Source organism: Pseudomonas sp. AC016 (assembly GCF_979253365.1).
The window spans coordinates 2389373-2412074 of record NZ_CEEDCC010000001.1; the positions used below are offsets into that span (position 1 = coordinate 2389373).

At 61.1% G+C, this 22702-nt stretch carries 19 protein-coding genes; 15 read left to right on the forward strand and 4 right to left on the reverse strand.

The window, feature by feature from the left end:
- The first annotated feature begins 48 nt into the window (after positions 1-48).
- The 7 genes from AC0IXS_RS10655 to AC0IXS_RS10685 all read left to right on the forward strand — a co-directional run bounded on the left by AC0IXS_RS10655 (position 49) and on the right by AC0IXS_RS10685 (position 7577).
- Positions 49-1404, forward strand: coding sequence for a 3-oxoacyl-ACP reductase (locus AC0IXS_RS10655; RefSeq protein ID WP_122422338.1), 1356 nt, complete (start codon positions 49-51; stop codon positions 1402-1404).
- Positions 1405-1434: 30 nt separating this feature from the next.
- The gene (locus AC0IXS_RS10660; RefSeq protein WP_057408621.1) at positions 1435-2292 is read left to right on the forward strand and encodes a MaoC family dehydratase; all 858 of its coding nucleotides are present in this window, start codon (positions 1435-1437) and stop codon (positions 2290-2292) included.
- Between the two features lie 134 nt (positions 2293-2426).
- Entirely contained in the window at positions 2427-2732 is a 306-nt protein-coding gene (locus AC0IXS_RS10665; RefSeq protein ID WP_122668939.1) for a MazG-like family protein, read from the forward strand.
- Entirely contained in the window at positions 2729-3478 is a 750-nt protein-coding gene (locus tag AC0IXS_RS10670) for a methyltransferase domain-containing protein (protein WP_029243980.1), read from the forward strand. The genes AC0IXS_RS10665 and AC0IXS_RS10670 overlap by 4 nt, the downstream gene beginning before the upstream one ends.
- 19 nt (positions 3479-3497) lie before the next feature.
- Positions 3498-4121: a DUF4136 domain-containing protein gene (locus tag AC0IXS_RS10675; protein ID WP_471824566.1), complete on the forward strand. Its 624-nt coding sequence runs from the start codon at positions 3498-3500 to the stop codon at positions 4119-4121.
- A 19-nt stretch (positions 4122-4140) separates the two neighbouring features.
- Entirely contained in the window at positions 4141-4704 is a 564-nt protein-coding gene (locus tag AC0IXS_RS10680) for a DUF4136 domain-containing protein (protein WP_057408619.1), read from the forward strand.
- A gap of 842 nt (positions 4705-5546) precedes the next feature.
- Positions 5547-7577, forward strand: a complete 2031-nt coding sequence (locus AC0IXS_RS10685) for a pilus assembly protein TadG-related protein (protein WP_471824567.1) — start codon at positions 5547-5549, stop codon at positions 7575-7577.
- On the opposite strand, the gene AC0IXS_RS10690 is transcribed toward AC0IXS_RS10685, so the two are convergent.
- Complete coding sequence (locus AC0IXS_RS10690) at positions 7574-10342, reverse strand: PAS domain-containing protein (RefSeq protein WP_471824569.1); 2769 nt, start codon at positions 10340-10342, stop codon at positions 7574-7576. The two genes, AC0IXS_RS10685 and AC0IXS_RS10690, sit on opposite strands and share 4 nt — an antisense overlap.
- Positions 10332-10787 carry a TadE/TadG family type IV pilus assembly protein gene (locus tag AC0IXS_RS10695; RefSeq protein ID WP_025995937.1) on the reverse strand — a complete coding sequence of 152 codons (456 nt, stop codon included), beginning with the start codon at positions 10785-10787 and terminating at the stop codon, positions 10332-10334. Before AC0IXS_RS10695 ends, AC0IXS_RS10690 begins: the two co-directional genes overlap by 11 nt.
- Positions 10788-10862: 75 nt before the next feature.
- On the opposite strand from AC0IXS_RS10695, the gene AC0IXS_RS10700 reads away from it, so the two are divergent.
- Positions 10863-11333, forward strand: coding sequence for a prepilin peptidase (locus AC0IXS_RS10700; protein ID WP_449125854.1), 471 nt, complete (start codon positions 10863-10865; stop codon positions 11331-11333).
- Positions 11334-11483: 150 nt separating this feature from the next.
- Positions 11484-12272: a response regulator gene (locus AC0IXS_RS10705; protein WP_471824571.1), complete on the forward strand. Its 789-nt coding sequence runs from the start codon at positions 11484-11486 to the stop codon at positions 12270-12272.
- Positions 12273-12286: 14 nt separating this feature from the next.
- Here AC0IXS_RS10705 and AC0IXS_RS10710 read toward each other — a convergent pair whose 3' ends face one another.
- On the reverse strand, positions 12287-13942 hold the full coding sequence (locus AC0IXS_RS10710) for a diguanylate cyclase (protein ID WP_057408728.1): 1656 nt from the start codon (positions 13940-13942) through the stop codon (positions 12287-12289).
- A 402-nt stretch (positions 13943-14344) separates the two neighbouring features.
- Here AC0IXS_RS10710 and AC0IXS_RS10715 point away from each other — a divergent pair, with 402 nt between their 5' ends.
- From AC0IXS_RS10715 to AC0IXS_RS10740, 6 genes are all read left to right on the forward strand, one after another.
- Positions 14345-15424: a DUF2333 family protein gene (locus tag AC0IXS_RS10715; protein ID WP_057408729.1), complete on the forward strand. Its 1080-nt coding sequence runs from the start codon at positions 14345-14347 to the stop codon at positions 15422-15424.
- Positions 15424-15969: an NUDIX hydrolase gene (locus AC0IXS_RS10720; protein ID WP_471824573.1), complete on the forward strand. Its 546-nt coding sequence runs from the start codon at positions 15424-15426 to the stop codon at positions 15967-15969. The genes AC0IXS_RS10715 and AC0IXS_RS10720 overlap by 1 nt, the downstream gene beginning before the upstream one ends.
- A 173-nt stretch (positions 15970-16142) precedes the next feature.
- Entirely contained in the window at positions 16143-16514 is a 372-nt protein-coding gene (locus AC0IXS_RS10725) for a translation initiation factor Sui1 (RefSeq protein WP_004882933.1), read from the forward strand.
- A gap of 114 nt (positions 16515-16628) precedes the next feature.
- Positions 16629-18542, forward strand: coding sequence for an arginine decarboxylase (speA, locus tag AC0IXS_RS10730; RefSeq protein ID WP_004882932.1), 1914 nt, complete (start codon positions 16629-16631; stop codon positions 18540-18542).
- A 168-nt stretch (positions 18543-18710) separates the two neighbouring features.
- Complete coding sequence (locus tag AC0IXS_RS10735; protein WP_471824576.1) at positions 18711-20129, forward strand: type VI secretion system Vgr family protein; 1419 nt, start codon at positions 18711-18713, stop codon at positions 20127-20129.
- 89 nt (positions 20130-20218) lie between these two features.
- On the forward strand, positions 20219-21115 hold the full coding sequence (locus tag AC0IXS_RS10740; protein WP_057408731.1) for an alpha/beta hydrolase: 897 nt from the start codon (positions 20219-20221) through the stop codon (positions 21113-21115).
- Here AC0IXS_RS10740 and AC0IXS_RS10745 read toward each other — a convergent pair.
- Positions 21112-22452: an MATE family efflux transporter gene (locus AC0IXS_RS10745; RefSeq protein ID WP_025995945.1), complete on the reverse strand. Its 1341-nt coding sequence runs from the start codon at positions 22450-22452 to the stop codon at positions 21112-21114. The two genes, AC0IXS_RS10740 and AC0IXS_RS10745, sit on opposite strands and share 4 nt — an antisense overlap.
- Positions 22453-22702: the final 250 nt, after the last annotated feature.

Below are 22702 nucleotides of genomic sequence, written 5' to 3' on the forward strand. Positions count from 1 at the left end.
TTCGACTGTGGTCCATTCCTTTGAACCCCGACCCGAGGAGAGTGTTCCATGCCGTCAGATCGCTATATCGATTTCGCCAACTCCGACGTAGGCCGTCGCCTGGTGAAAGCCGTCGGTCTGCCGACTCCGACACGCCTGGAGCGTTGGCAGGCCGGACGCCTTCGGCCAATCGAAGGCACACTGCTGATCAGCGCAGGCCCGCTGGCCGATCAGGTTCGGGGGTTTGCCCATCGTCTGACCGACTCGCTGTACAGCTTCGGCAGCGACATGCCGGGCGCAACCGCCTGGGTCTCCAATCAGGGGCCTAAGCTCAAGGCCGTGGTGTTTGATGCCAGTACGCTGCTAAGGACCGATCAGCTCAGACAATTGCGCGATTTCTTCCAGCCGCTGCTGCGTTGCCTTGACACCTGCGCACATGTGGTGATCCTCACCCGGTCGCCGCAAGCGCTTGAAGATCCGTTGGCGGCCAGCACCCAACAGGCGATAGAAGGCTTCAGCCGTTCATTGGGTAAGGAACTGCGCAACGGTTCTACCGTGAAACTGCTGCAGGTAGATGAAGGCGCCGAGGATCAACTCGAAGGCGCGCTGCGTTTCTTTCTGACGCCCAAGAGCGCGTTCATCTCCGGCCAGTTTCTGCACCTGACACCCTGCCCGTCGCAAGTGCAGGACTGGAGCCGTCCACTGGCCGGACGCAAGGCACTGGTGACCGGAGCTGCACGCGGCATTGGCGCATCGATCGCCGAAACCCTGACCCGTGACGGCGCTCAGGTCATCCTGCTGGATGTGCCGCAGTCCCGCTCGGATCTGGAAGCCCTGGCCTCACGCCTCGGTGGGCAGGCACTTGCGCTGGACATCTGCGCTGCGGATGCGCCTGGGCAGTTGCTGGAACACCTTCAGGGCGGCATCGACATTCTGGTGCACAACGCTGGCATCACCCGTGACAAGACCCTGGCCAACATGCCTGAGGACTTCTGGGACTCGGTGCTGGCCGTCAACCTCAATGCCCCGCAGGTGCTGACACAGACCTTGCTGGACCACGGCGCGCTCAATGACGACGCGCGGGTGATCCTCATGGCCTCGATCAACGGCATCGCCGGTACTCGCGGACAGACCAACTACACCACCAGCAAGGCCGGTCTGATCGGCTACGCCCGCGCGATGGCACCCGGCCTCAAGGCACGCGGCATCAGCATCAATGCCGTTGCACCGGGTTTCATCGAAACCCGAATGACCGCCCAGATGCCCTTCACCCTGCGTGAAGCCGGGCGACGCATGAGCTCACTCGGTCAGGGCGGTCTGCCGCAAGACGTCGCCGAAGCCGTGGCCTGGTTCAGCCAGCCGGGCAGCGGCTCGGTCAGCGGCCAGGTATTGCGCGTCTGTGGTCAAAACGTCATCGGGGCGTAATACCCCGCATTGAGTGCAAGGAGAATGATGATGACTGCTCACTGGCTCTATCTGGATGCGTTGCAACCGCTGCCGAATCTGTTCTTTCAGGCAGCGTTGCGCCGCAAGGTCACGGGCACGCAGCTACCCGATCTGGGCTTGCGCAGCTGGGTCTCGGTGGACGCCGACAAGCTGGAGGCCTATCGCAAGGTCTGCGGGTTTCAGGAAAGCAGTCTGCTGCCACCGACTTATCCACATGTGCTGGCGTTTCCGTTGCAGATGCAGTTGATGACTTCCAAGGACTTTCCGTTCCCCTTGATGGGGCTTGTCCACATCGCCAACCGGATCAGCATCCATCGGCCGCTCGGCGGCATCAACCAGCTGTACGTCAGCGTGCAGGCTACTGACCTGCGTCCGCACCGCAAAGGCGTGACCTTCACGCTGGTGACGCATATCGAAGACAGCGTCGGTCTGCTCTGGGAAGAAGACAGCACCATGCTGTGCACAGGGGTCAGGCTTGACGGCGAGATGGACGAACACATCGAGCCGGCTTATCTGCCGGTGATCGAGCACGCGAGCTGGCAGGCCTCGTCGCACATTGGACGCGACTATGCGCGGGTGTCCGGCGACTACAACCCGATTCACCTGAGTGCACCGAGCGCCAAACTGTTCGGCTTCCCACGCGCCATCGCCCACGGCATGTGGCTCAAGGCACGCGCGCTAGCCGCGCTGGATGATCATTTGCCTGCGTCCAACGTGGACATCACCGTGCAGTTCCAGAAGCCCGTGCGCTTGCCCAGCGAAGTAAAGCTGTTCGCCAGCGCGGCAGGGTCTCATGGGCAGCTACGCCTGGAAGGTCAGCCGGACCTGGTTCACATGGTCGGCAGTTGGCAGCCTGCCATGGAGTGATCGGGCTTCCTGCTGCTTCGCCTCCAACAGATGGCGCTTCTTCAGCCTGTCCCTCATGCAGGCTGAACAAACCCAAAAGCCCACTTGCCTGCCAGCCGGTTCCGCCTGAAGCTATGCGCCTTCAGGAGAGCATGATGAACCTCGACGAATTGACCCAGCGGCTGCACCGCATCCGCGACCAGAACGACTGGAAACAATTTCACAGCCCCAAGAACCTGGCCATGGCCGCGAGCGTGGAAATGTCGGAGCTGGTGGAAATCTTCCAGTGGCTGCGCGAAGACCAGTCCCGCGAGCTGTCGTCAGAGCAACTGGCCCATGCAGGGCAGGAAGTGGGCGACATCGTCCTCTATCTGTTGCTTTTGTGCAGCGAACTGGGGCTGAACATGGACGAAGTGGTGCGCAGCAAGTTGGCTGACAGCGAGCGGAGATTCGCCAAGTGAGCGACCGCCATTTCGATCAACTGGCCACCCGTTTTGCGGAAAAGATCTACGGCGGTGCCAAAGGCGCGATTCGTCTGGCGGTGCTGCAGGCGGACCTGGAAGAAGCGTTACCCGAACGACCACTGCGCGTGCTGGACATCGGCGCAGGCCTGGGCCACATGTCGTTGTGGCTGGCCGAGCGCGGTCATGAGGTGACATTGGCCGAACCGGCCGAACCGATGCTCGAAGGCGCTCGTCAGCGCTTCGCCGAAGCCGGACAGACGGCGACCTTCATCCAGGCACCCTGGCAGGCGCTGCCCGAACTGCTGACCGATACTTACGATCTGGTGATTTGTCACGCCGTGCTGGAATGGCTGGCCGAGCCGCACACCATCCTGCCGGTGCTGCATCAGCTCACCAAAGCGGATGGCTGGCTGTCGCTGGCGTTCTACAACCGCGATGCGCTGATCTATCGCAACCTGCTCAAGGGTCACTTTCGTAAGATGCGCAAGAATGACATGGCCGGTGAAAAACAGAGCCTCACGCCTCAGCAGCCACTCGACCCGCGGGAACTGGCGACGCAACTTGAAGGACAGTGGCGAGTCGAAACCCAGAGCGGCGTGCGAGTGTTCCACGACTACATGCCGGTCGAGTTTCAGGCCAGGGTTGAGTTGACGGGCCTTTTGGAAATGGAGCTGGCACACCGACGCCATCCGGCGTTTGCAGGTCTGGGTCGTTATCTGCACTGGATTTGCCGCCCGATCTGATCTTTTTGCGGAGAACATCATGAAGCACCGTCTCGCCTTGATCGTTCTGTTTCTGGCAACCAGCGCCTGCCAGAGCAACAATCCGTACGTCGCCAGCTCAATGCCGATCCCACCTGCGCCGCCTCAGGCAGCGCAGACGCTGGACCTGAGCGCCTACCCTGCTCCGACCCGCGATTACGGACGCTATCAAAGCTGGGCGTGGCTCAACGACCAATTGCCCCCCGGCACGGCCTGGATGGACTCGGCGCAGGTCGCTGAAGCCGTCAGTACCGGTCTGGACCAGCGCGGGCTGCGCCCTGCACGCAACAAACCAGCCGATCTGTATGTCAGCGCGGCAACCCGTCAGGAAACACGCCTGCGACAGGTGCGTGAGGATTACGATCCGTATTACGGCGGCGGCCTGGGTTACGACGGCTACCGGCGCGGTTACGGCCCTGGCTATGGCGGTTACGCCAGCGTGCCGGTGGTGCGCACCTATCAGGAGCGCGTGATGGTGGTGCAGATCAATCTGTTCGACGCCCGTACCGGCCAACCGGTCTGGAGCACCAGCGCCGACGCGCGCAGTGGTAATGATCTGTCAGACCGCAGCAAAGCGTTACGTCAGGCCGTGCAACAGGCACTGACCGAATATCCCCCACGGTAATCCCTTTCGGAGCACTGCCATGTTTCGCCGCCTTGTGTTGTTGTCGTGCCTGCTGCTGATGACTGCGTGTCAGAACAACCAGGTCAATCGTGATTTCGATGCCCAGCGGGACTTCGGCGGTTATCGCAGCTGGAGCTGGAAGGAGCCCGGCGTTCAATATCAGCCGGATGATCCACGCCTCAAAAGCGACCTGACCGAGCAGCGCATCCGCCAGTCCATCAGCGATCAGCTGGACCAGCGCGGCCTGCGCATGGCGCCAGCCGGAGGACAGGCCGACCTGAAGGTTCAGGCCTGGCTGATCGTCGAGAACCGTCAGCAACTGGTCAGCACCAATTATGGTGGCGGCTGGGGCCCGTGGGGCGGCTACGGCTACTGGGGCGCACCGATGAACACCGAAACCCGCAGCGTGGACTACAAGGTGTCGACCCTGCAGATCGACCTGTTCGATGGCAAGGACGGCAAGCTGGTCTGGCGCGGCAGCACCGAGCGCATCCTCAGCGACAACGCAGGCAACCCGACCGACCGCGAAACCGCCGTCCGCGCGACCGTTGCGAAAATCCTGGAGCAGTATCCACCGCGCTGACCTCCTCACCACTGATCGTGCCAATGCTCTGCGTTGGCATGCATCCCGTGACGCTCCGCGTCACAAGTGGCACAGACTGAAGATTCAGTCAGCCGAGCGCATGACGTGGATAACGCTGGAGCCTGGGCACACACCTGCGCCACATTCGAGAGCGGACGCGGAGCGTCCTGGGAGGCATTCCCACGCGGAGCGTGAGGAACGATCATCAAATCCGGCTCACCTGATCGTGCCAATGCTCTGCGTTGGCATGCATCCCGTGATGCTCCGTGTCACAAATGGCACAGATTGAGGATTCAGTGAGCCGAGCGCATGACGTGGATAACGCTGGAGCCTGGGCACGCGTCTGCGCCACATTCGAGAGCGGACGCGGAGCGTCCTGGGAGGCATTCCCACGCGGAGCGTGAGGAACGATCATCAAATCCGCCTCACCTGATCGTGCCAATGCTCTGCGTTGGCATGCATCCCGTGATGCTCCGCGTCACAAATGGCACAGACTGAGGATTCAGTGAGTCCAGCGCATGACGTGGCTTACGCTGGAGCCTGGGCACACCCCTGCGCCACATTCGAGAGCGGACGCGGAGCGTCCTGAGCGGCATTCCCACGCGGAGCGTGAGGAACGATCATCAATCCGGCTCACCACTGATAGTGCCCATCGCGCGTGAGGAACGATCATCACCCGACGTCGATAGTGCCCATCGTGAGGAACGATCAGTGTGAGGGCTGGCATCTGTACGTGATCAGCGGATGCCGCCTTGATGTGCATACGCCAGCACACCTTCATCGCGTTGACTACACTCCCTGACAACAGGTGAGTGAGCGACGGCGATGCCGAAGGAGTGCTGATGTCTCCCCTGAATCGTTACGTCGCGACGCAGGATCGGCAGCGCGGTGCAATTGGCCTGATGGCGGCGCTGACGCTGGTGCTGGCGTTGTTGTGCACGCTGATGGTCATCGACAGCGGCAGGCTGTACATGGAAAAACGCTCCCTGCAACGGATCGCCGACGTCGCGGCGCTGGAAGCGGCCGGGCGCAAAGGCACCTGCGCAACGGGCGCGAGCGCTGCCAGTTACGCCACTCAGAGCGCCATCCGCAACGGCTTTACGCCGGGCAGCGATGGCCGCACGCTGGTTACCACGTGCGGCACGTTGTCGGTGAACACCGAGAGCCGCAGGGTATTTACCGCCGACGCCACACAATCACAGGCGATTCAGGTGGTCGTCAGCCATCCTGTGCCGCGCAGCATCGCCGCCGGCATCGCAGCACTGGTCGACAGTACGCCCGACTCGCCCGATATTCAGCTCAGCGCCACCGCCGTCGCGGCCAGCGCCTCTCCGCTGGCCTCACTGACCATTCGCAGTGCCGCCATGACAATCGATAGCGCCAAGGCAGCGGTGCTCAACCCGATCGTCGGAGGGCTGCTGGGCGGGACACTGAACCTGGGTGTCGCCAACTGGCAGGGCCTCGTCAACACCGACCTGAGCCTGCTCAATTACCTGAACAGACTCAAACTCGACCTGAACCTGACCGCCGTCGGTTACACCCAAGTGCTCAACACCACGGTTTCAGTCAGTCAGTTGATGCAGAGCGCCATCAATGTGCTGGACCCCAGTGGCACATTGAACGCCACCGCAACCATCGCGGGCCTGCAGGCCATCAAGGCAGCGGCCGGCGCTACAACGGTTTTGCTCGGAGACTTGCTGGCCGTGCAGGGCAGCGCTGATATCGCAGCGTTGAACACCAGTCTGCGGCTGCTGGATCTGGTGCAGGGTCTGGCGCAACTGGCCAATGACAAGAACGGCATTTCAGCCCCCGTGCAGATCAATATCCCGGGATTGGCTCAGGTGACAACGCGCATTCAGGTCATCGAACCGCCGCAACTGTCCGCGATCGGCGATCCCGGCAAGATCGACCCGCTCAACCCCAAAACCGGTGCCAATCGCATCTACGTAAGGACAGCGCAGATGCGTGCGCTGGTATCGATCAACCTGCCGGTGCTGGGCACCATCACGTCACTGGCCAACACCGCAGGCTCGGTGGTGGGCAGCCTGACGCCACTGCTCAACAGTGCCTTGAATCTGAATCTGGCAGGCGTAGTGACCTCGGCGACCTGCGCGCTGGGCCTGAACAGTTGCATGGTCTCGGATATCAAGTTTCTGGACAGCGGTACGCCAGCGACCGGCCCCAAAATCGACCTGAGTCTTTCGCTGGCCAGCGCCGACAGCTACATCACCGGCTATACCTGCACCAGCAACACCGTCAAGACCTTGAACGTTCACACCGACGCTACGTTGGTCACCGCCAAACTGGGCCAGATCACAAACGCCTCAGCCTTCCCCGCCAGCACCGACCCTTCCGCCGTCACGGCGATACCGCTGCCGGTGATCGATATCGGTACACAGACCTGTCAGAAAATACTGGGCCTTCTGGGCAACTGCACAACACGCACGCCCTTCGGCGCCGGCGGCATCGGTCTCAGCTTCGACACCGTCAGCCAGTCTCCACCGGGCACCGCTGCCGCGATCAACACAACGTTCAGCTCGCCCAACCTTCCCGAGATCAACAGCCCGCCCTACTTTCTGACCGGCACGACTTCTGTCAAACCCAGCACCGTGCTCAATGGCGTGGTTTCAGGGGTCAAGGTCGATGTCTACAGACCCGCGACGAGCACCACGCTGGGCAATGTGATCACCGGCGCGGCCACCCTGCTGAATAGTCTGACCAGCGCACTGGATGTCATCGTCGAGAACACCCTCAAGCCCCTGCTGACCTCGGTGGTGGACCCGCTGCTGGCGTCCCTTGGCGTGACACTGGCGCCTGCCGACGTGGGTGCCAATCTGAGCTGCAATTTCGGCCAGGCCCATCTGGTGATCTAACCGGCGTTGAAGATCGGCAGTTCGACGAGAAAACGCGCGCCTTCGCCGACGTTACTGACACTCAACTGGCCACCCATCTGATCGACGATGCCATAGCTGACCGATAACCCCAACCCGGTGCCGACCCCGATGGGTTTGGTGGTGAAGAACGGCTCGAAAATCCGTTCCAGCAGACGCGGGTCGATACCGCCGCCGTTGTCCTGCACGACGAGGCGGATAATGTTTTCATCGCGCTCGGCCTCGACGCTGATCCACGGTTCGAACTCACGGTCGTTCTCCCGACGTGAGAGCAAGGCATCACGGGCGTTGACCATCAGGTTGATCAGCACCTGCTCCAGTTGATCGACATGCCCGCGCACCTGAACAGGCGCGCTCATTTCACCGATGCGCAACTGCACGCCCTTGCCTTTCATGCCCTCGGCCAGCATCGACACGGTGCCTTCCACCGCCTGGGCCGGATCGAACAGTTGCTCTTCGATTTCCGAGCGCCGCCCGAACACGCGCATGTGGTCAACCACCCGTGCAGCACGCTGCACCTGCGTGTCGATGCGGTTGAGCTTTTCGGTGAGGTATTCGATATCCACATCGCCCCTGCCCAGACGCTTTAATACGTTGACCACCGCCATGCGCATGACATTGAGCGGCTGATTGATCTCATGGGCCAGCCCGGTCGCCATCTCGCCCAGTGTGGCCATCTTGGCGCTCTGGTTCAGTTGCATGCGGGAGCGGCGCACGTCGGTGTTGTCGCGGCCAACGGCCTGAATCTCGATCAACCTGCCCTGCTCATCAAATACCCCGCGATCCGCCCAGATCCACCACGCGTATTCGCGGCCGGGCAATTCAATGCAGATTTCCGCCGTGCTCATCGGCTCTTCAGGTGTAAGCAGACCAATACGGCGAACGAACGCTTCACGCTGCTCGTCGGACAGCCAGTCGCCCAGATTGAGGCCGGTGAGTTGCTCGGGCGTGCATTCCATGTAACCGGCCAGCGGTTTGTTACCGAAGCTGAGCTCCAGATCCGGCGTGTAGCGACAGATCATCGCGGGCGAGTCCTCGACCAGAATCCGATAGCGCTCCTCGCTCTTGCGCACCTGTTCGGCGGCCAGCGTGGCCTCGGTCACATCCAGCCACAGCCCGACCGCCTCGACCGGCATGCCGAGGTCGTCACGCAGCAGGCGGGCCTCGTCCAGCAGCCAGTGGTAACTGCCGTCCTTGTCGCGCAGTCGATAGCGACGGCTGACGAACCCTTCACGCAACAGCTGGCGACTGCGCTCGAACCAGATATCGCGGTCTTCGGGATGAATATATTCGGCAAGCTGGCCCTCGACGCACTCGGCCAGCGTCCAGCCCAGCAACGGCGTCAGGCTGTCGCTGAAAAAACTGGGCTCAAGATTGCCCTGGTCATAGCGCTGCACGTAGATCACGGCGGGTGAGCTGGCGATCAGGTTATCCAGCCGCTTGTGCGCGGCCGCCGCATCGGTCTCCTGGTTCTTGATGTCACTGACATCGAGCATAAAACCCAGCACACGCTGCACCTGCCCGCTGATCAACGCTTGGCCCTGAATCCGGAACCAGAGGGTTTCCTGAGTGGGATCGGCCTGCGCCAGACGCACACACAGCAGCATGGGCGTGCCTTTGTCACGCAACTGGGTCAGGCGACTGGTCAGTTCCTGACGGTCCGCCGGATGAATGAGCGCCAGCCAGTCCTGACGCGACAGGCTTTCGACCCGGTCACCCAGGCGCAGGCTGCGCGCAAGTTGTGGTGCCAGCAGAATCTCGTCCGTGCCGGGCAGCAATTCCCACCAGCCGGTGCCCAGCAGGTCCTGGAGCACGGCCAGCCGCTCGACGTGATGCCGGTTGTGCTGTTCCGACAGCCTGAACAGCACCGGCCCGGCCAGGGCAGAACACAGGTTCAGCCATTCCCGCTCACCCAGGTCAGGTGCCTGTTGCCCGGCATCGTAGAAACCGAACAACAGCCAGGCCCTGGCTACGCCTTCACGGCTGTGCGGCATCAGAAAACCGTCGGCATTGGCGAAGGCGCTCTGCAGCGATGAGGAAGGCGAACCCATGCCGAACGACAACTGATGCGTCACGTTAGCGTCGAGGGCGTCCAGTGCACTGCCCAGACGCTGACCGGCCTGCCACAGTTCGGGCGCCGTATGAGCGTTGTACTGACAATAAACCCGCCAGCCAGCGCCACCCGCTTCAGGCAGGACCAGCGCCACACAGGGGATGCGCCAGAGCTGTGCAAGCTCTTCGAGCTGCTCGGTGACGACTGCCTTGAGCCGGTCAACGTGGCACACACGCACACGCTCGGCGATCTGCCCGGCCACGCGCAGGCATTGCTGGCGGCTGCGGGCAGCGCTGGCCTCCTCCATCAGGTCACTGATGTCGAGCAGTTGCAGCAACCACTCCTTGCCGTGCGCCTGAACCCAGCCGCGTGCGTGCAGGATGTGAGCATCGGCACTCTTGAAATCCAGATCGAGCATATGCCCCAGCCATTCCTGCGGCACACCCTCGATCACCAGCGCGCTGTTGGGCAACAGCAGACTCATCAGGCGCTGTGATTCAGCCATGGGTGGCGCGATACCCAGCCTCGAAGCCAGGTGAGGACTGATGCTCTGCACTCGCCCGTCATCGTCCAGCAACAGGTACAGATCGGCGCCGATGGGATCGGGCTCAGTGGTCAACGGCAGGGTTTGCGGGGCCGGAGGCGCATCGGCACGGCCCAGCCAGCGACTCAGACGGCTTTTCTCAAGGGACAAGTTGCAGGCTCGCTTGGGCAGAAAGGTTATTGGGCAGACGGGGTATTTCGCCGATACCCGGCAGGGTCAGAAAGGGCAGGACCTGCGCCAGCCTGGATTTTGGATAACTGATGTTGGCCGTCAGCACACCCGCGGTGTAGGTCACCCGCACATTGGAATTGCTGAACCCCAATGAAGCGGGCATCCATGACAACTGGTTCATGACCACCGTCTCGGCCTGGCTCACGATCAACTGGTTATAATTGACCGCCGTCGGACTCAGCGCCACGCTGCGACGCACCGCTTCACTGGCAGCCGCATTGAAAGACTGCATCATCAACAACGGCAGGCTGTAACTTACGACGCCGTAGAACACCGCGAAAAAGAGCACGAACACCACCGCAAACTCGATAGCGGCGGCGCCCCGTTGTCTGCGTGGCGAAGAAAGATGCGGGGTGGTTTTCATGTCAACGTCTACTCTGACATTTACGACTTCACATCAGCATAGTTTCTTTCAGGAAAACAGGACGCTTTTTACCGAATGGATTTATTTTTTCTACTTGTATGGTTTGCACTGTGTGCTGAACAGGATGCGCGGCAACGGAAAATTTCCAACGGGCTGACAGTGGGCGTGGCGATACTGGCGGGCGGATACCTCCTGTACAGCGGCCAGACATGGTTGGGCGCGACACCCGTGGAGGCTGGCTGGGCGACGCTGACCGCTCTGGCACTGACCTTGCCGGGCTATGTGCTGGGCAAGCTGGGGGCCGGGGATGTCAAACTTCTGACCGCGCTGGCACTGCTCACCGACAGTCTGTATCTGTTGGGTACGTTTATTGGCGCAGGCATTGCCATCGCACTCTGGAGTGTATCGATCAATACGCTATGGCCCCTTGCAAACCAGCACGTTACGCGCCGTTACTTGCATATGGGCCCGCAGACGACAAATAAATATCCCTTCTCGCCCTTTCTATTGATCGGACTTCTGTTAACGGTGTTAATTATTCGCTGATCAAAGAATGCACTATTGCCATGTACATAATCACAAAGTACGACTACGGTTATTGGCAGGCGCATACTTCTATTGAAGCAGTACCACCCGCGCCGCACTTAATTCTGCTGAATGGATTCAGGCTCCAGTCTCCCACTGTTGCCGACCAGCATGGAGTCGCCCGTGAACACGTATTCGTCGGTAAAAATACTGGTGGTGGATGATCAGCCTGCTGTGGTCGAAGAGCTGTGTGAGTTTCTCGAAAACAGTGGTTATCACTGCGTGCCTTGCGTTTCCAGTGCGCAGGCCATGGAGCAGTTCAATCAGGACGACACTGTCGGGATCGTGCTGTGTGATCTGGACATGCCGGGCATGAACGGCATCGAGATGGTCGAAGCGATGAAGCGTGCGGGCGGCAGGAAGCACCTGTTCGAGGCCATCATGCTCACCGGCAAGGCCGAGAAGAAGGACGTCATCAAGGCCTTGCGTGCCGGAATCGCGGATTACTATCAAAAACCCGTCAATCTGGACGAGGTGCTCGAAGGCGTGCACCTTCAGATCGAGGCACTGGGCGAGCGCCAGCGAAACCTCCATCAGTTGGGGCTGCTCAACGAAAAGCTCCAGTACTTGGCCGCGTCCATCGACGACCTTTACCAGAATCTCGATCAGACCCGACCCGGTTCATCGATTGAAAGAAAGGCCGAATCTGCCTCAAGCGAAGAGCCGCGGATGCCGGATATCTTTGCCGGGTTGTCGCCACGCCAGCTGGACGTCGCAAGGCTGGTCGGCACGGGCCAGACCAACTATCAGATTGCCTGCGAGCTGGGCATCACTGAAAACACCGTCAAACTCTATGTCTCGCAGGTCCTGCGCCTGACCCGCATGCACAACCGTACGCAACTGGCGCTGGCCCTTTCACCCGGCAGTGCGGGTGTACGGCAGCGCGCCAGCGTGACCTGACCGGCTGGAGGGCATCAGGTTTCGGTTTCAGGAAGCATGACGTGATACGGCGCATCCACCAGTGCCGAGTGCACCTGATTGCGGCCGGCATGCTTGGCGCGGTACAGCGCGCTGTCGGCCTGGGCGGCCAGACTCAGGCTGTCATCATGCAGCCCGAGTGAAACCACACCCGCACTGAACGTACAGAACAGATCGGCAGGCTGCGCCGGATAATGGATTTCCGCGAAACGATGGCGGATTTCCTCCAGCACCTGATGAGCGCTCTGGATATCCGTGTCCGGCATGACGATGGCAAATTCCTCGCCCCCGTAACGGCCGATAAAATCGGTCTTGCGCAACCTTTGCTTGAGAAACAGCGCCAGACTCTTGATCACCCGGTCACCCATGGGGTGCCCGTGGCTGTCGTTGACCTTCTTGAAATGGTCGATATCGAGCATCGCGAAGCACAGCGGCTTGCCTTCGCGACGCGAACGAAAGCTGCAGTCTTCCAGCAATTGCAAAATATGCGTGTGGTTATAGAGGCCCGTCAGGCTGTCGCGCACCATGCGCGCCTTCAGATTACGGGCGCGGGCAGCGCGGTTGCGCACGGTGGTGATCAGGTGACGCGGCTTGATCGGCTTGGTCAGGAAGTCGTCCCCGCCTTCACTCATGGCGTCCAATTGCTTGTCCTGATCATCTTCGGCGGACAGATAAATGATCGGCACGCTGACGTAACGGTCGTTGTGGCGAATGACCTTGGCCAGCTCAGTCCCCGTACAGCCGGGCATGTACATGTCGAGGATGATCAGGTCAGGCTGGAATTCGGCCAGTTCACCCATCGCCTGGATCGGGTCGAGCAAGGTACGCGTGACGATGCCCGCCGCGTTGAGCACACGCTCGGTGTGCGTGGCCTGTGCGCGTGAATCGTCGATGATCAACACCTTGTAGGGCTCGTACTGCGCCACGCAGGTCAGGATTTCGATCTTTTCCAGCAGGCTCGACGCCTCCAGTGCACCGGTAAGAAACTCCTGGCCACCGGCACGCACGGCAGCGAGCCGGGTCGGGGTGTCGGTTTCATTGAGACTGAAGAACAGCAACGGCAGCTTTTGTTCGAGCCCTTCCTGGACCTGAGACGCCAGTTTCAAACCCTGACCGGCCCCACTGAAATCGACATCCATGACAATGGCGGCCGGATGGCGCTGGGTCATGGCCGTCTGAAACTCCGACACACTGTGCAACGACAGCGCGGACAGGCCGAAGAACTCCAGTTGCTTGGACAGCCGCTCTGCCCGCTCATGGTCCTGAAGCACCACATAAACCGGTTTGCGCAACGGCGGCAGCGACGTCTGATCCAAACGGTCGCCATGGCGCAGGCCTGTGCGCGACAGGCGCTGCATCAGGCGATTGAGCTCCGTGATGGCGCTGCTGTTCAGGCGGCCCCGATTGGCCTCGACCGCACTGAGCGCTTGGTCGATATCCTGAGCCAGAGCAATGTGCTCGGTCTGCTCGAAACGCTCGGCAAAGCGCAACAGACGCAAGGTCGAATCCTTCAGTTCAGCCATGTCACCGGCCGACCATTCGGATTTCTGCAGCCGTTGCCAGGTTTCAAGAATCTGACGTGCCTGATGAATGACCCGCTGGGCAAAATGGTGCTTCAAGCGATCACGGCTGGGATCTTCGGGCTCGTTCATATCAAGGCTACTTTAGGTTCGCAGAGCGAAACGGGTGATGGCGCTATGCTAGCACCTTCGATACGACACCTGAGTGCCGCAAGTCACTTATTTGACAACAAATATATGGCGCTATGCCATTACGTATAACTATCCCTGTATAGCCAATAGCTATCACTGGTTTTGGCCGTCTGTCGAGGGCCCTGATACAGTGTCTTCGCAGGCCACGCACAGTTCTTGTCAGACAAAATGTAAACAGTCTGATCGCCGCGACTGTTTTGCCTGACGCCTGCGGCGGCACAGAGCGATGTCAGCCGCACAATCACGAAAATCCGCCCCGGATACGCTCGTTCATTGCACCTTGAGGTAAGGTTACGGTCGAACGCCACGTAGCATTCAACTCAAGATCGAAAGGACCCCACCATGCTGGATTGGAAAAACCGCGCAGGCAGCGCGGGTGAGCGTACCGCTGACACTGCATCGGTCAAACGACGCGGCTATCTGGGCAGCCTGTTTTACAGCCGTGCGCTGGGTGCCTTGGTCTTGATCTACCTGCTCGTCTGCCTGGCCGTCGGCTGGTACTGGAGCAAGGAGCCTGCGCTGTTTCCGGTGCAGCAGAATGCACAGGCTGCCGCCGAGCGCGAAGGCAAACCGATGGTCATCGGCTACACCACGGTCGAAACCCTGAAAAGCGTCGCTCAGACCCTTCTGGACAAGCGCGGCGGCTACCTTTCCAACGACCGCATGCCACCGGGTCTGTGGCTGGACAACATCCCGAGCTGGGAATATGGCGTACTGGTCCAGGTACGCGACCTGAGCCGTGCGCTGCGCAAAGACTTCGCCCGCTCCCAGTCGCAATCGGCTGAAGACGGTGATCTGGCGCGTGCCGAGCCACTGTTCAACTTCAATAACCGCAGCTGGATATTGCCGTCCAGCGAGTCGCAGTACGCCGATGGCATCACCGCCCTGAGCCGCTATCAGGCGCGGCTGTCGGATCCAAACCAGAAAGGCGCGCTGTTCTACGCCCGTGCCGACAACCTGAACAACTGGCTGGGCGATGTGGGTACCCGTCTGGGCTCGCTGTCGCAACGCCTGTCGGCCAGCGTGGGTCGGGTGAAACTCAACAGCACGCTGAAAACCGAGTCCATCGCCTCCGTCAAACCGGGTGAAGTGCCACAGGTAGACGAAGAGATCGTCGAGACCCCATGGCTGGAAGTGGACAACGTGTTCTATGAAGCACGCGGTCAGGCCTGGGCGCTCTCGCACCTGCTGCGCGCCATTGAAGTGGACTTCGCCGACGTACTGGCCAAGAAGAACGCCACGGTCAGCGTGCGCCAGATCATTCGCGAGCTGGAAGCTTCGCAGGAGCCGCTGTGGAGCCCGATGATTCTGAACGGCAGCCCGTTCGGCGTGTTCGCCAACCACTCGCTGGTCATGGCCAACTACATTTCGCGCGCCAACGCAGCGGTCATCGATCTTCGTCAATTGCTGAACCAGGGCTGATGGCGATCCCTTCGAACGAGGCCGCGCACCGCGCCGCCTCGGACGCCGAGCAGATTGCCTGGGTCGACGAGCACGACACGCTGCTGGGCGCACGCCCGCGCATGGAGCTGCGCGAGCAGGGCCTTATCGGCCGGGGCACGTACATTCTGCTGTTCAACTCCGCTGGCGAGCTGTGCGTGCACCGCCGCACGCTGAGCAAGGCCATCTACCCCGGTTACTGGGACGTAGCGGCTGGCGGCATGGTGCAGGCGCATGAAAGCTATGCCGAATCCGCCGCCCGCGAGCTGGAAGAAGAGCTGGGTGTGCACGACGTCGCGTTGCAGGCCCATGAGCGTTTTTTCTTCGACCAGCCGGATAACCGGATCTGGTGCGCTGTGTTTTCCACAGTCTGGGACGGTGCCTTGAAACTGCAGCCCGAAGAGGTCATGGAGGCGCGCTTCATGCCCGTCGCAGAGGTGTTGCGTCAGGCCGAAGAAAAACCGTATTGCCCCGACTCGCTGGCAGCCTTGAAACGCTACCTGAAGCAGGTCGCAAATGTTCAGTAAATTGGCGCATTCAACCCCTTAGCAACTGGCTGTTTTGCCGTTACACTGCGCGACCTTTTGAAACTGGACCGGCCTTGTCGGTCCAATAGCGCTGCCCCTGCCAGAGTGGGGCTTCGCGGTCGATGGCTCCAGCGAGTCCGACCCATCGTCAGTCCTCAACAAGAGGATTTCCCGTGGCTAAAAAAGCCGCTTCCCTCGCCGCCCTGGGTGGCCTGGTATTTTCAACCGACGCAGGGCGTCACTGCCCCGACTGTCGCCAACCCGTTGATGACTGCACCTGCAAGCAGACCGCCATTCCCGAAGGGGACGGCATTGCCCGCGTTCGTCGCGAGAGCAAAGGTCGCGGCGGCAAGACAGTCACCACCATTACCGGCGTACCGCTGGCCGAAGACGCACTCAAGGACCTGGCCAAGGCCTTGAAGCAGCGTTGCGGCACAGGTGGGTCGCTCAAGGACGGGGTGATCGAGATTCAGGGCGATCATGTCGAACTGCTGCTGGCCGAACTGACCAAAAAAGGCTTCAAGGCGAAAAAGTCGGGCGGTTGACCGAACCCGCCAGCCTGCGAACGGCTGACCGGAACAAATACCGTCATTTCCACTCTTTACACTGCGCCCAGCCGGCTATGAGCTGGCGCTACGACTTCTTTATAGGGGACTTCGATGTCCGTACGACGTACACGCAAAGACGATGGCAGCCAATGGACCGTTGCGGACAGCCGCAGCGTTTATGGCATTCGCCATTGGGGCGCCGGCTATTTTGCGATCAATGAAGCCGGTCGCGTTGAAGTTCGTCCCAATGGGGCTGGCAGCTCGCCTATCGATCTTTACGAGCAGGTCGAAGACTTGCGCAAGAGCGGTCTGTCTCTGCCACTGCTGGTCCGTTTCCCCGACATTCTGCAGGACCGCGTCCGGCAGTTGACCGGTGCGTTCGACAGCAACATCGCGCGCCTGGAATATCAGAGCCAGTACACCGCGCTCTATCCGATCAAGGTCAACCAGCAGGAAGCGGTGGTCGAGAACATCATCGCCACCCAGAACGTTTCCATTGGTCTGGAAGCCGGCTCCAAGCCTGAGCTGATGGCCGTGCTGGCGCTGGCCCCGAAAGGCGGCACCATCGTCTGCAACGGTTACAAGGACCGCGAGTTCATCCGTCTGGCGCTGATGGGCCAGAAGCTGGGCCACAATGTCTTCATCGTCATCGAGAAAGAATCCGAAGTCGAACTGGTCATCGAAGAAGCCGCCGAGCTCAAGGTCGCGCCTCAGGTCGGTCTGCGTGTGCGCCTGTCTTCCCTGGCGTCGAGCAAATGGGCTGACACCGGTGGCGAGAAATCCAAGTTCGGTCTGTCCGCTGCGCAGTTGCTGTCGGTGGTCGAGCGCTTCCGCAAGGCCGGTCTGGATCAGGGCATCCGCCTGCTGCACTTTCACATGGGCTCGCAGATCGCCAACCTGGCCGACTATCAGCACGGTTTCAAGGAAGCGATCCGCTATTACGGCGAACTGCGCAACCTCGGCCTGCCGGTTGACCACATCGATGTGGGCGGCGGTCTGGGCGTGGATTACGACGGTACTCACTCGCGTAACGCCAGCTCCATCAACTACGACATGGACGACTACGCTGGTGTCGTGGTCGGCATGCTCAAGGAGTTCTGCGACGCGCAAGGCCTGCCGCATCCGCACATTTTCTCGGAAAGCGGACGCTCGCTGACCGCTCACCACGCCATGCTCGTGGTGCAGGTCACCGACGTCGAGAAGCACAACGACGAAGTACCTGAAATCGCCGACAAGGAAAGCCTGCCGGAAACCGTGCAATGGCTGGTGGACCTGCTGGGTCCGACCGACATCGAGATGGTCACCGAGACCTACTGGCGTGCAACGCACTACATGAGCGACATCGCGACCCAGTACGCCGACGGCAAGATCACGCTGGCGCAGAAAGCGCTGGGCGAGCAGTGCTATTTCGCTGTGTGCCGCCGCCTGCACAACTCGTTGAAAGCGCGTCAGCGTTCGCACCGTCAGGTGCTGGACGAACTCAACGACAAGCTGGCCGACAAGTACATCTGCAACTTCTCGGTATTCCAGAGCCTGCCGGACACCTGGGCCATTGGTCAGGTGCTGCCGATCCTGCCGCTGCATCGCCTGGGCGAAGAACCGGTGCGCCGCGCCGTGCTGCAGGACCTGACATGCGACTCCGACGGCAAGATCAAGCAATACGTCGACGAGCAGAGCATCGAGACGAGCATGCCGGTCCACCCGCTGAACGAAGGCGAAGACTACCTGCTGGGCATCTTCCTGGTGGGCGCGTATCAGGAAATTCTCGGCGACATGCACAACCTGTTCGGTGACACCGATTCGGTCAACATCTACCAGAACCCGGATGGCAGTGTTTACCACGCAGGCATCGAGACCCACGACACCATCGAGGACATGCTGCGCTACGTGCACTTGTCGCCGGAAGAACTGATGACCCATTACCGGGACAAGGTCGCCAGCGCCAAGATCACCCCGCGTGAACGCACCTACTTCCTCGACGCTCTGCGTCTGGGGCTGACACGCTCTTCCTACCTGTCGTCCTGAACCTGAACGGATGATCGCTCCCTCGCGGGGGCGATCATCCGTCAAAACCCCCTGTGTAAGCCCCTTCCTGCGTGCCGTGTAGGCAACTTCCTTTTCTGTGTGCCACCTCTTTACCGCACGGTCTTCTCCGCCAGAATCGCTGACCGCATTTTCGGTAGAGAACACTTCATGCCCGACTCAGCCAGCGCACCCTTCTTTCGTCTGGAGATTGCAAGCCTGCGTCGCCATTTCAGCGTATTGTCCTTCAAAGCCAACGAGGCGATCAGCCAGCCGTACGTGTTCCAGTTGCAGGTCAGCGGCGATGAGGTCGATCTGGCAAGTCTTATGTACACGTCCGCCTTTCTGAGCTTCAACGGTAGCCCGCAAGGGTTTCACGGTCAGATTCAGGGCGCGACCCGCGTGCATTATCGGCCGGGGCCTGCGTGCTACCGGTTGACCGTCGGCCCAAGGCTGACGTGTCTTGGTCAACGCCACAATCACCGGGTCTTCGAGCAGATGAGCGCTAACCAGATCATCGCTCAGGTGCTCAAGGAGCATGGGCTGAAAGACAGTTACCGGTTCGACCTGAAAAAAGAATGCCAAACGCGCAAAACCTGTTTTCAGCACAACGAGTCCGACCTGATGTTCATACAGCGGCTGTGCGCCGAAGAGAACATTCACTACCACTTCCATCACTACCGACGTCGCCATGAACTGATATTCAGCGAGGGACTGCGCGGGTTTCGGCGCGCCCCCATCGCAGCCTTGAGCCAGTTTCAGCATCAGCCGGGCGTTACGCAGTTTGCCGTGACCCGGACAGGGACGGACAACCGCGGACCGCAGCGTGCGCAAGGCGAAAGCACCCTGCCCTTCGTCACCAGCGGATTGCTGCTGCCGCTGGCCGGGCTTCCCGAGCGCGACTGGAATCACATGTGGCTGATCACCGGGGTCGAACACCGCTTCGACGACCAGGCAGCAAAGGATGACTCGAGCCGGCAGTCCTATTCGAACCGCTTCCAGGCCGCGTCCTGGCAAGAAGGCTTCGTCTCGGACGAACCCTGGCCGTGGTCCGTCTTCGCCCGGATGCAGCGCGCCTGGCTCACGGGCGCTGCGGGCGAACTGCAGGAGCGCGATCCGGACGGGCGGGTTCAGGTGCAATTCGAATGGGCCAGACAAGGCCCCGATGCACGCCACACCACGTGCTGGCTGCCTGTCGATCCGGCGTTGCGACTCTTGTGCCAGGGCGGCATGCAAGTGGTGGTGGAGTTCAAGGTGAACGATCCCGACAACCCGATCATCGTCGCGACGCTGCATTCCGGCTCCACGCAACCTCTCGTGCTGTTGGGCGCAGAAGACGTACAGGACGCGCCATGCGTACGGCTGCTGCTCGATTGGCATAGCGTCCCCGGTGACAGCCAGAGACTGAAGCTGGGTGATGGTTCAAAGATTCACCTGGAGCGTGACGGCGAGTTGCTGCTGCAGGTGGGCGCCAGTCAGGTCCGGTTCGACTCGGACGGGATGACGCTTGTCAGCCCGCGAATTGTGCTCGATGGCGAACGACCTGCATGGGAACCTGATGACCGGGATGAACCAGAGTTCACTTACTAACGTACCAAGGTGGTGTAACTATAGGGCCTTGCCACAGTCCGAGACTGCATTGCCTGATCCGGCCGCTCCCCCCTTATCGAGACTCCACCATGCCCCGAGCGATTTTCCGTACGCTGATGACCGGTGCCCTGCTGACCATATTGTCGGGTTGCTCTGTGTTCAAGGTGCTCAACACCCTGACCCCGGCCAACGGCGTTCATGAGGTGCCCGATGTGGCGTATGGCCCGGAAGTGCGCAACCGGCTGGACATTTATACCCCGAAGGCGAACGTTGAACAGGCACCGGTGGTGGTGTTTTTCTACGGCGGCAGTTGGACCCATGGAGAACGAGCCAACTATGCCTTCGTCGGCAGAGCGCTGGCTGAGCGTGGCATTGTGGCCATCATTGCCGATTACCGGCTGTACCCTGAGGTCAGCTACCCGGACTTCGTCGAAGACTCGGCCAAGGCCGTGGCCTGGACCCGCAAGCATATCAAGACCTATGGCGGCGATCCCGACCGGTTGTTTGTGATGGGCCACAGCGCAGGCGCCTACAACGCCGCAATGCTGGCACTCGATCCGCGCTGGCTGGCCAGGGAAGGCGTCTCTAACCACATCATCAGTGGCTGGATCGGCCTGGCCGGACCTTATGACTTCCTGCCCATCAAGGATCCCGAGATCCAGCGTGCGTTTCTGTTCCCGAACACGCCACGCGACTCACAGCCCATCAACCACATAAATGCCGGCTCGCCGCCGGCCTTGCTGCTGGCATCCAACAAGGACAAAGAGGTCGACCCGAAGCGCAACACGGGCGGTCTGGCCATGAAGTTGCGTGAAGCCGGCCTGCCTGTCCGCGAGCTGTATTTCTCGCGCACCACTCACGGCTCGCTGGTCGGCGCATTCGCCAAACCGCTGCGCAGTCTGGCCCCGGTGATCGACGAGGTGGTCATGTTCGTGAACGGCCCGCACCCGACTGCAGTTGCAGCTAGCCCGGTGGCAGCGCCTTAACGGACGAACCAGCCGTCATTGCGCGTCAGACGCAGGGCAATGCTGCCCAGGCTGATGCCGCGCAGCAGGGTGAAAGCCAGAAAGGTCAGCCATAGCGCGTGATTGCCATGGCTGGCCGCCAGATACGCGACGGGCGCAATAGCGGCTGCGCTGATCAGCATTGCATTGCGCATCTCGCGGGCACGGGTGGCACCGATGAACAACCCGTCGAGCAAATAGCTCCAGACGGCCAGCAACGGCATCAGTGCCAGATACGGCAGGTAAACCATGGCGGTTTCGCGCACGTCTGGAATATCGGTCTGCAATCGAATGAACCACTGACCGCCCGCCAGAAACAGCACCGCGAACCCGACACTGGCGATCAATGACCAGCCGCCGGCCACCACCAGCGAGCGACGCAGGGTGACTCGATCACGCGCGCCGATGGCATGGCCGCACAGGGCTTCCACTGCATGGGCCAGTCCGTCCAGCGCGTGGGAGGTCAGCAAGAGGCCGTTGAGCAGCAGCGCGTTGGCAGCGACCGTCGCATCGCCCAGCCGTGCGCCCTGCACCGTGATCAGAAACATCACTGACTGCAGCGCCAGCGTGCGCAGAAAGATGTCGCGATTGACCGCCAGCAGCGGTCGCCAGTTGCTCCACAGCTTCAGCGCCGCCCAGACGATCTGACCAGGCCAGGCGCGCAGGACCTTGTTTGCCAGGATCAGGCCGAGCACGACCCCGGTCCACTCAGCCAGCACCGAGGCCCGCGCCGAGCCGACCACACCCCAGTCAAGACCCATCACGAACCAGAGATTGAGCGCGATATTTACCAGGTTGGTGGTCAGCAGAATCGCCAAGGGCGCCCGTGCGTTCTGCGTCCCCAGAAACCAGCCGACCAGCGCATAGCTGGCCAGCGCGGCGGGCAGGCCGAACAGTCGGGTGTGAAAGAAATCCAGTGTCATCTGCTGTAGATCGGCTGACGGTTGCATCATGGCCAGCGCCAGTTGGCTGAAGGGCACGGCGACCACACCCAGCAGCAGCGCCAGGCCGACCGCCAAAAGCAGGCCCTGCAACAGAATCTGGCGTAGCGCGGCACCATCCGAGCGCCCCGCCGCCTGCGCCGCAAAGCCGGTGGTGCCCATGCGCAGAAAGCCCATGGCCCAGGCCAGAAAGGTATACAGCGTCGCGCCGACTGCCACCGCGCCCAACTGGTGCGCATGCGGCAAATGGCCGATCACCGCACTGTCGACCAGCGCCACCAGTGGCACGGAAATGTTCGACAGAATCATCGGCGCGGCCAGCGCCCAGACACGACCGTGGGTGGGGCGATGACGCCAATCGTGGAACAAACTGGACATGAGGACTCCCGGCAAGGCGGGCATTGTAGCCAGCGCTGCGCGGGTTTGCCGACTGAAGATTTTTTGCGCCAGCCATAACACTGATCGTTCCGCACGCTCCGCGCTCGGCGTTATACACAAGTCCTCTTGGAGGAATACGATAATGATCGTTCCTACGCTCCGCGTGGGAATGCCGCTCAGGACGCTCCGCGTCCGCTCTTGAATGTGGCGCAAGATGCGTGGTCAAGCTCGAGCGTTATCCACGTCATGC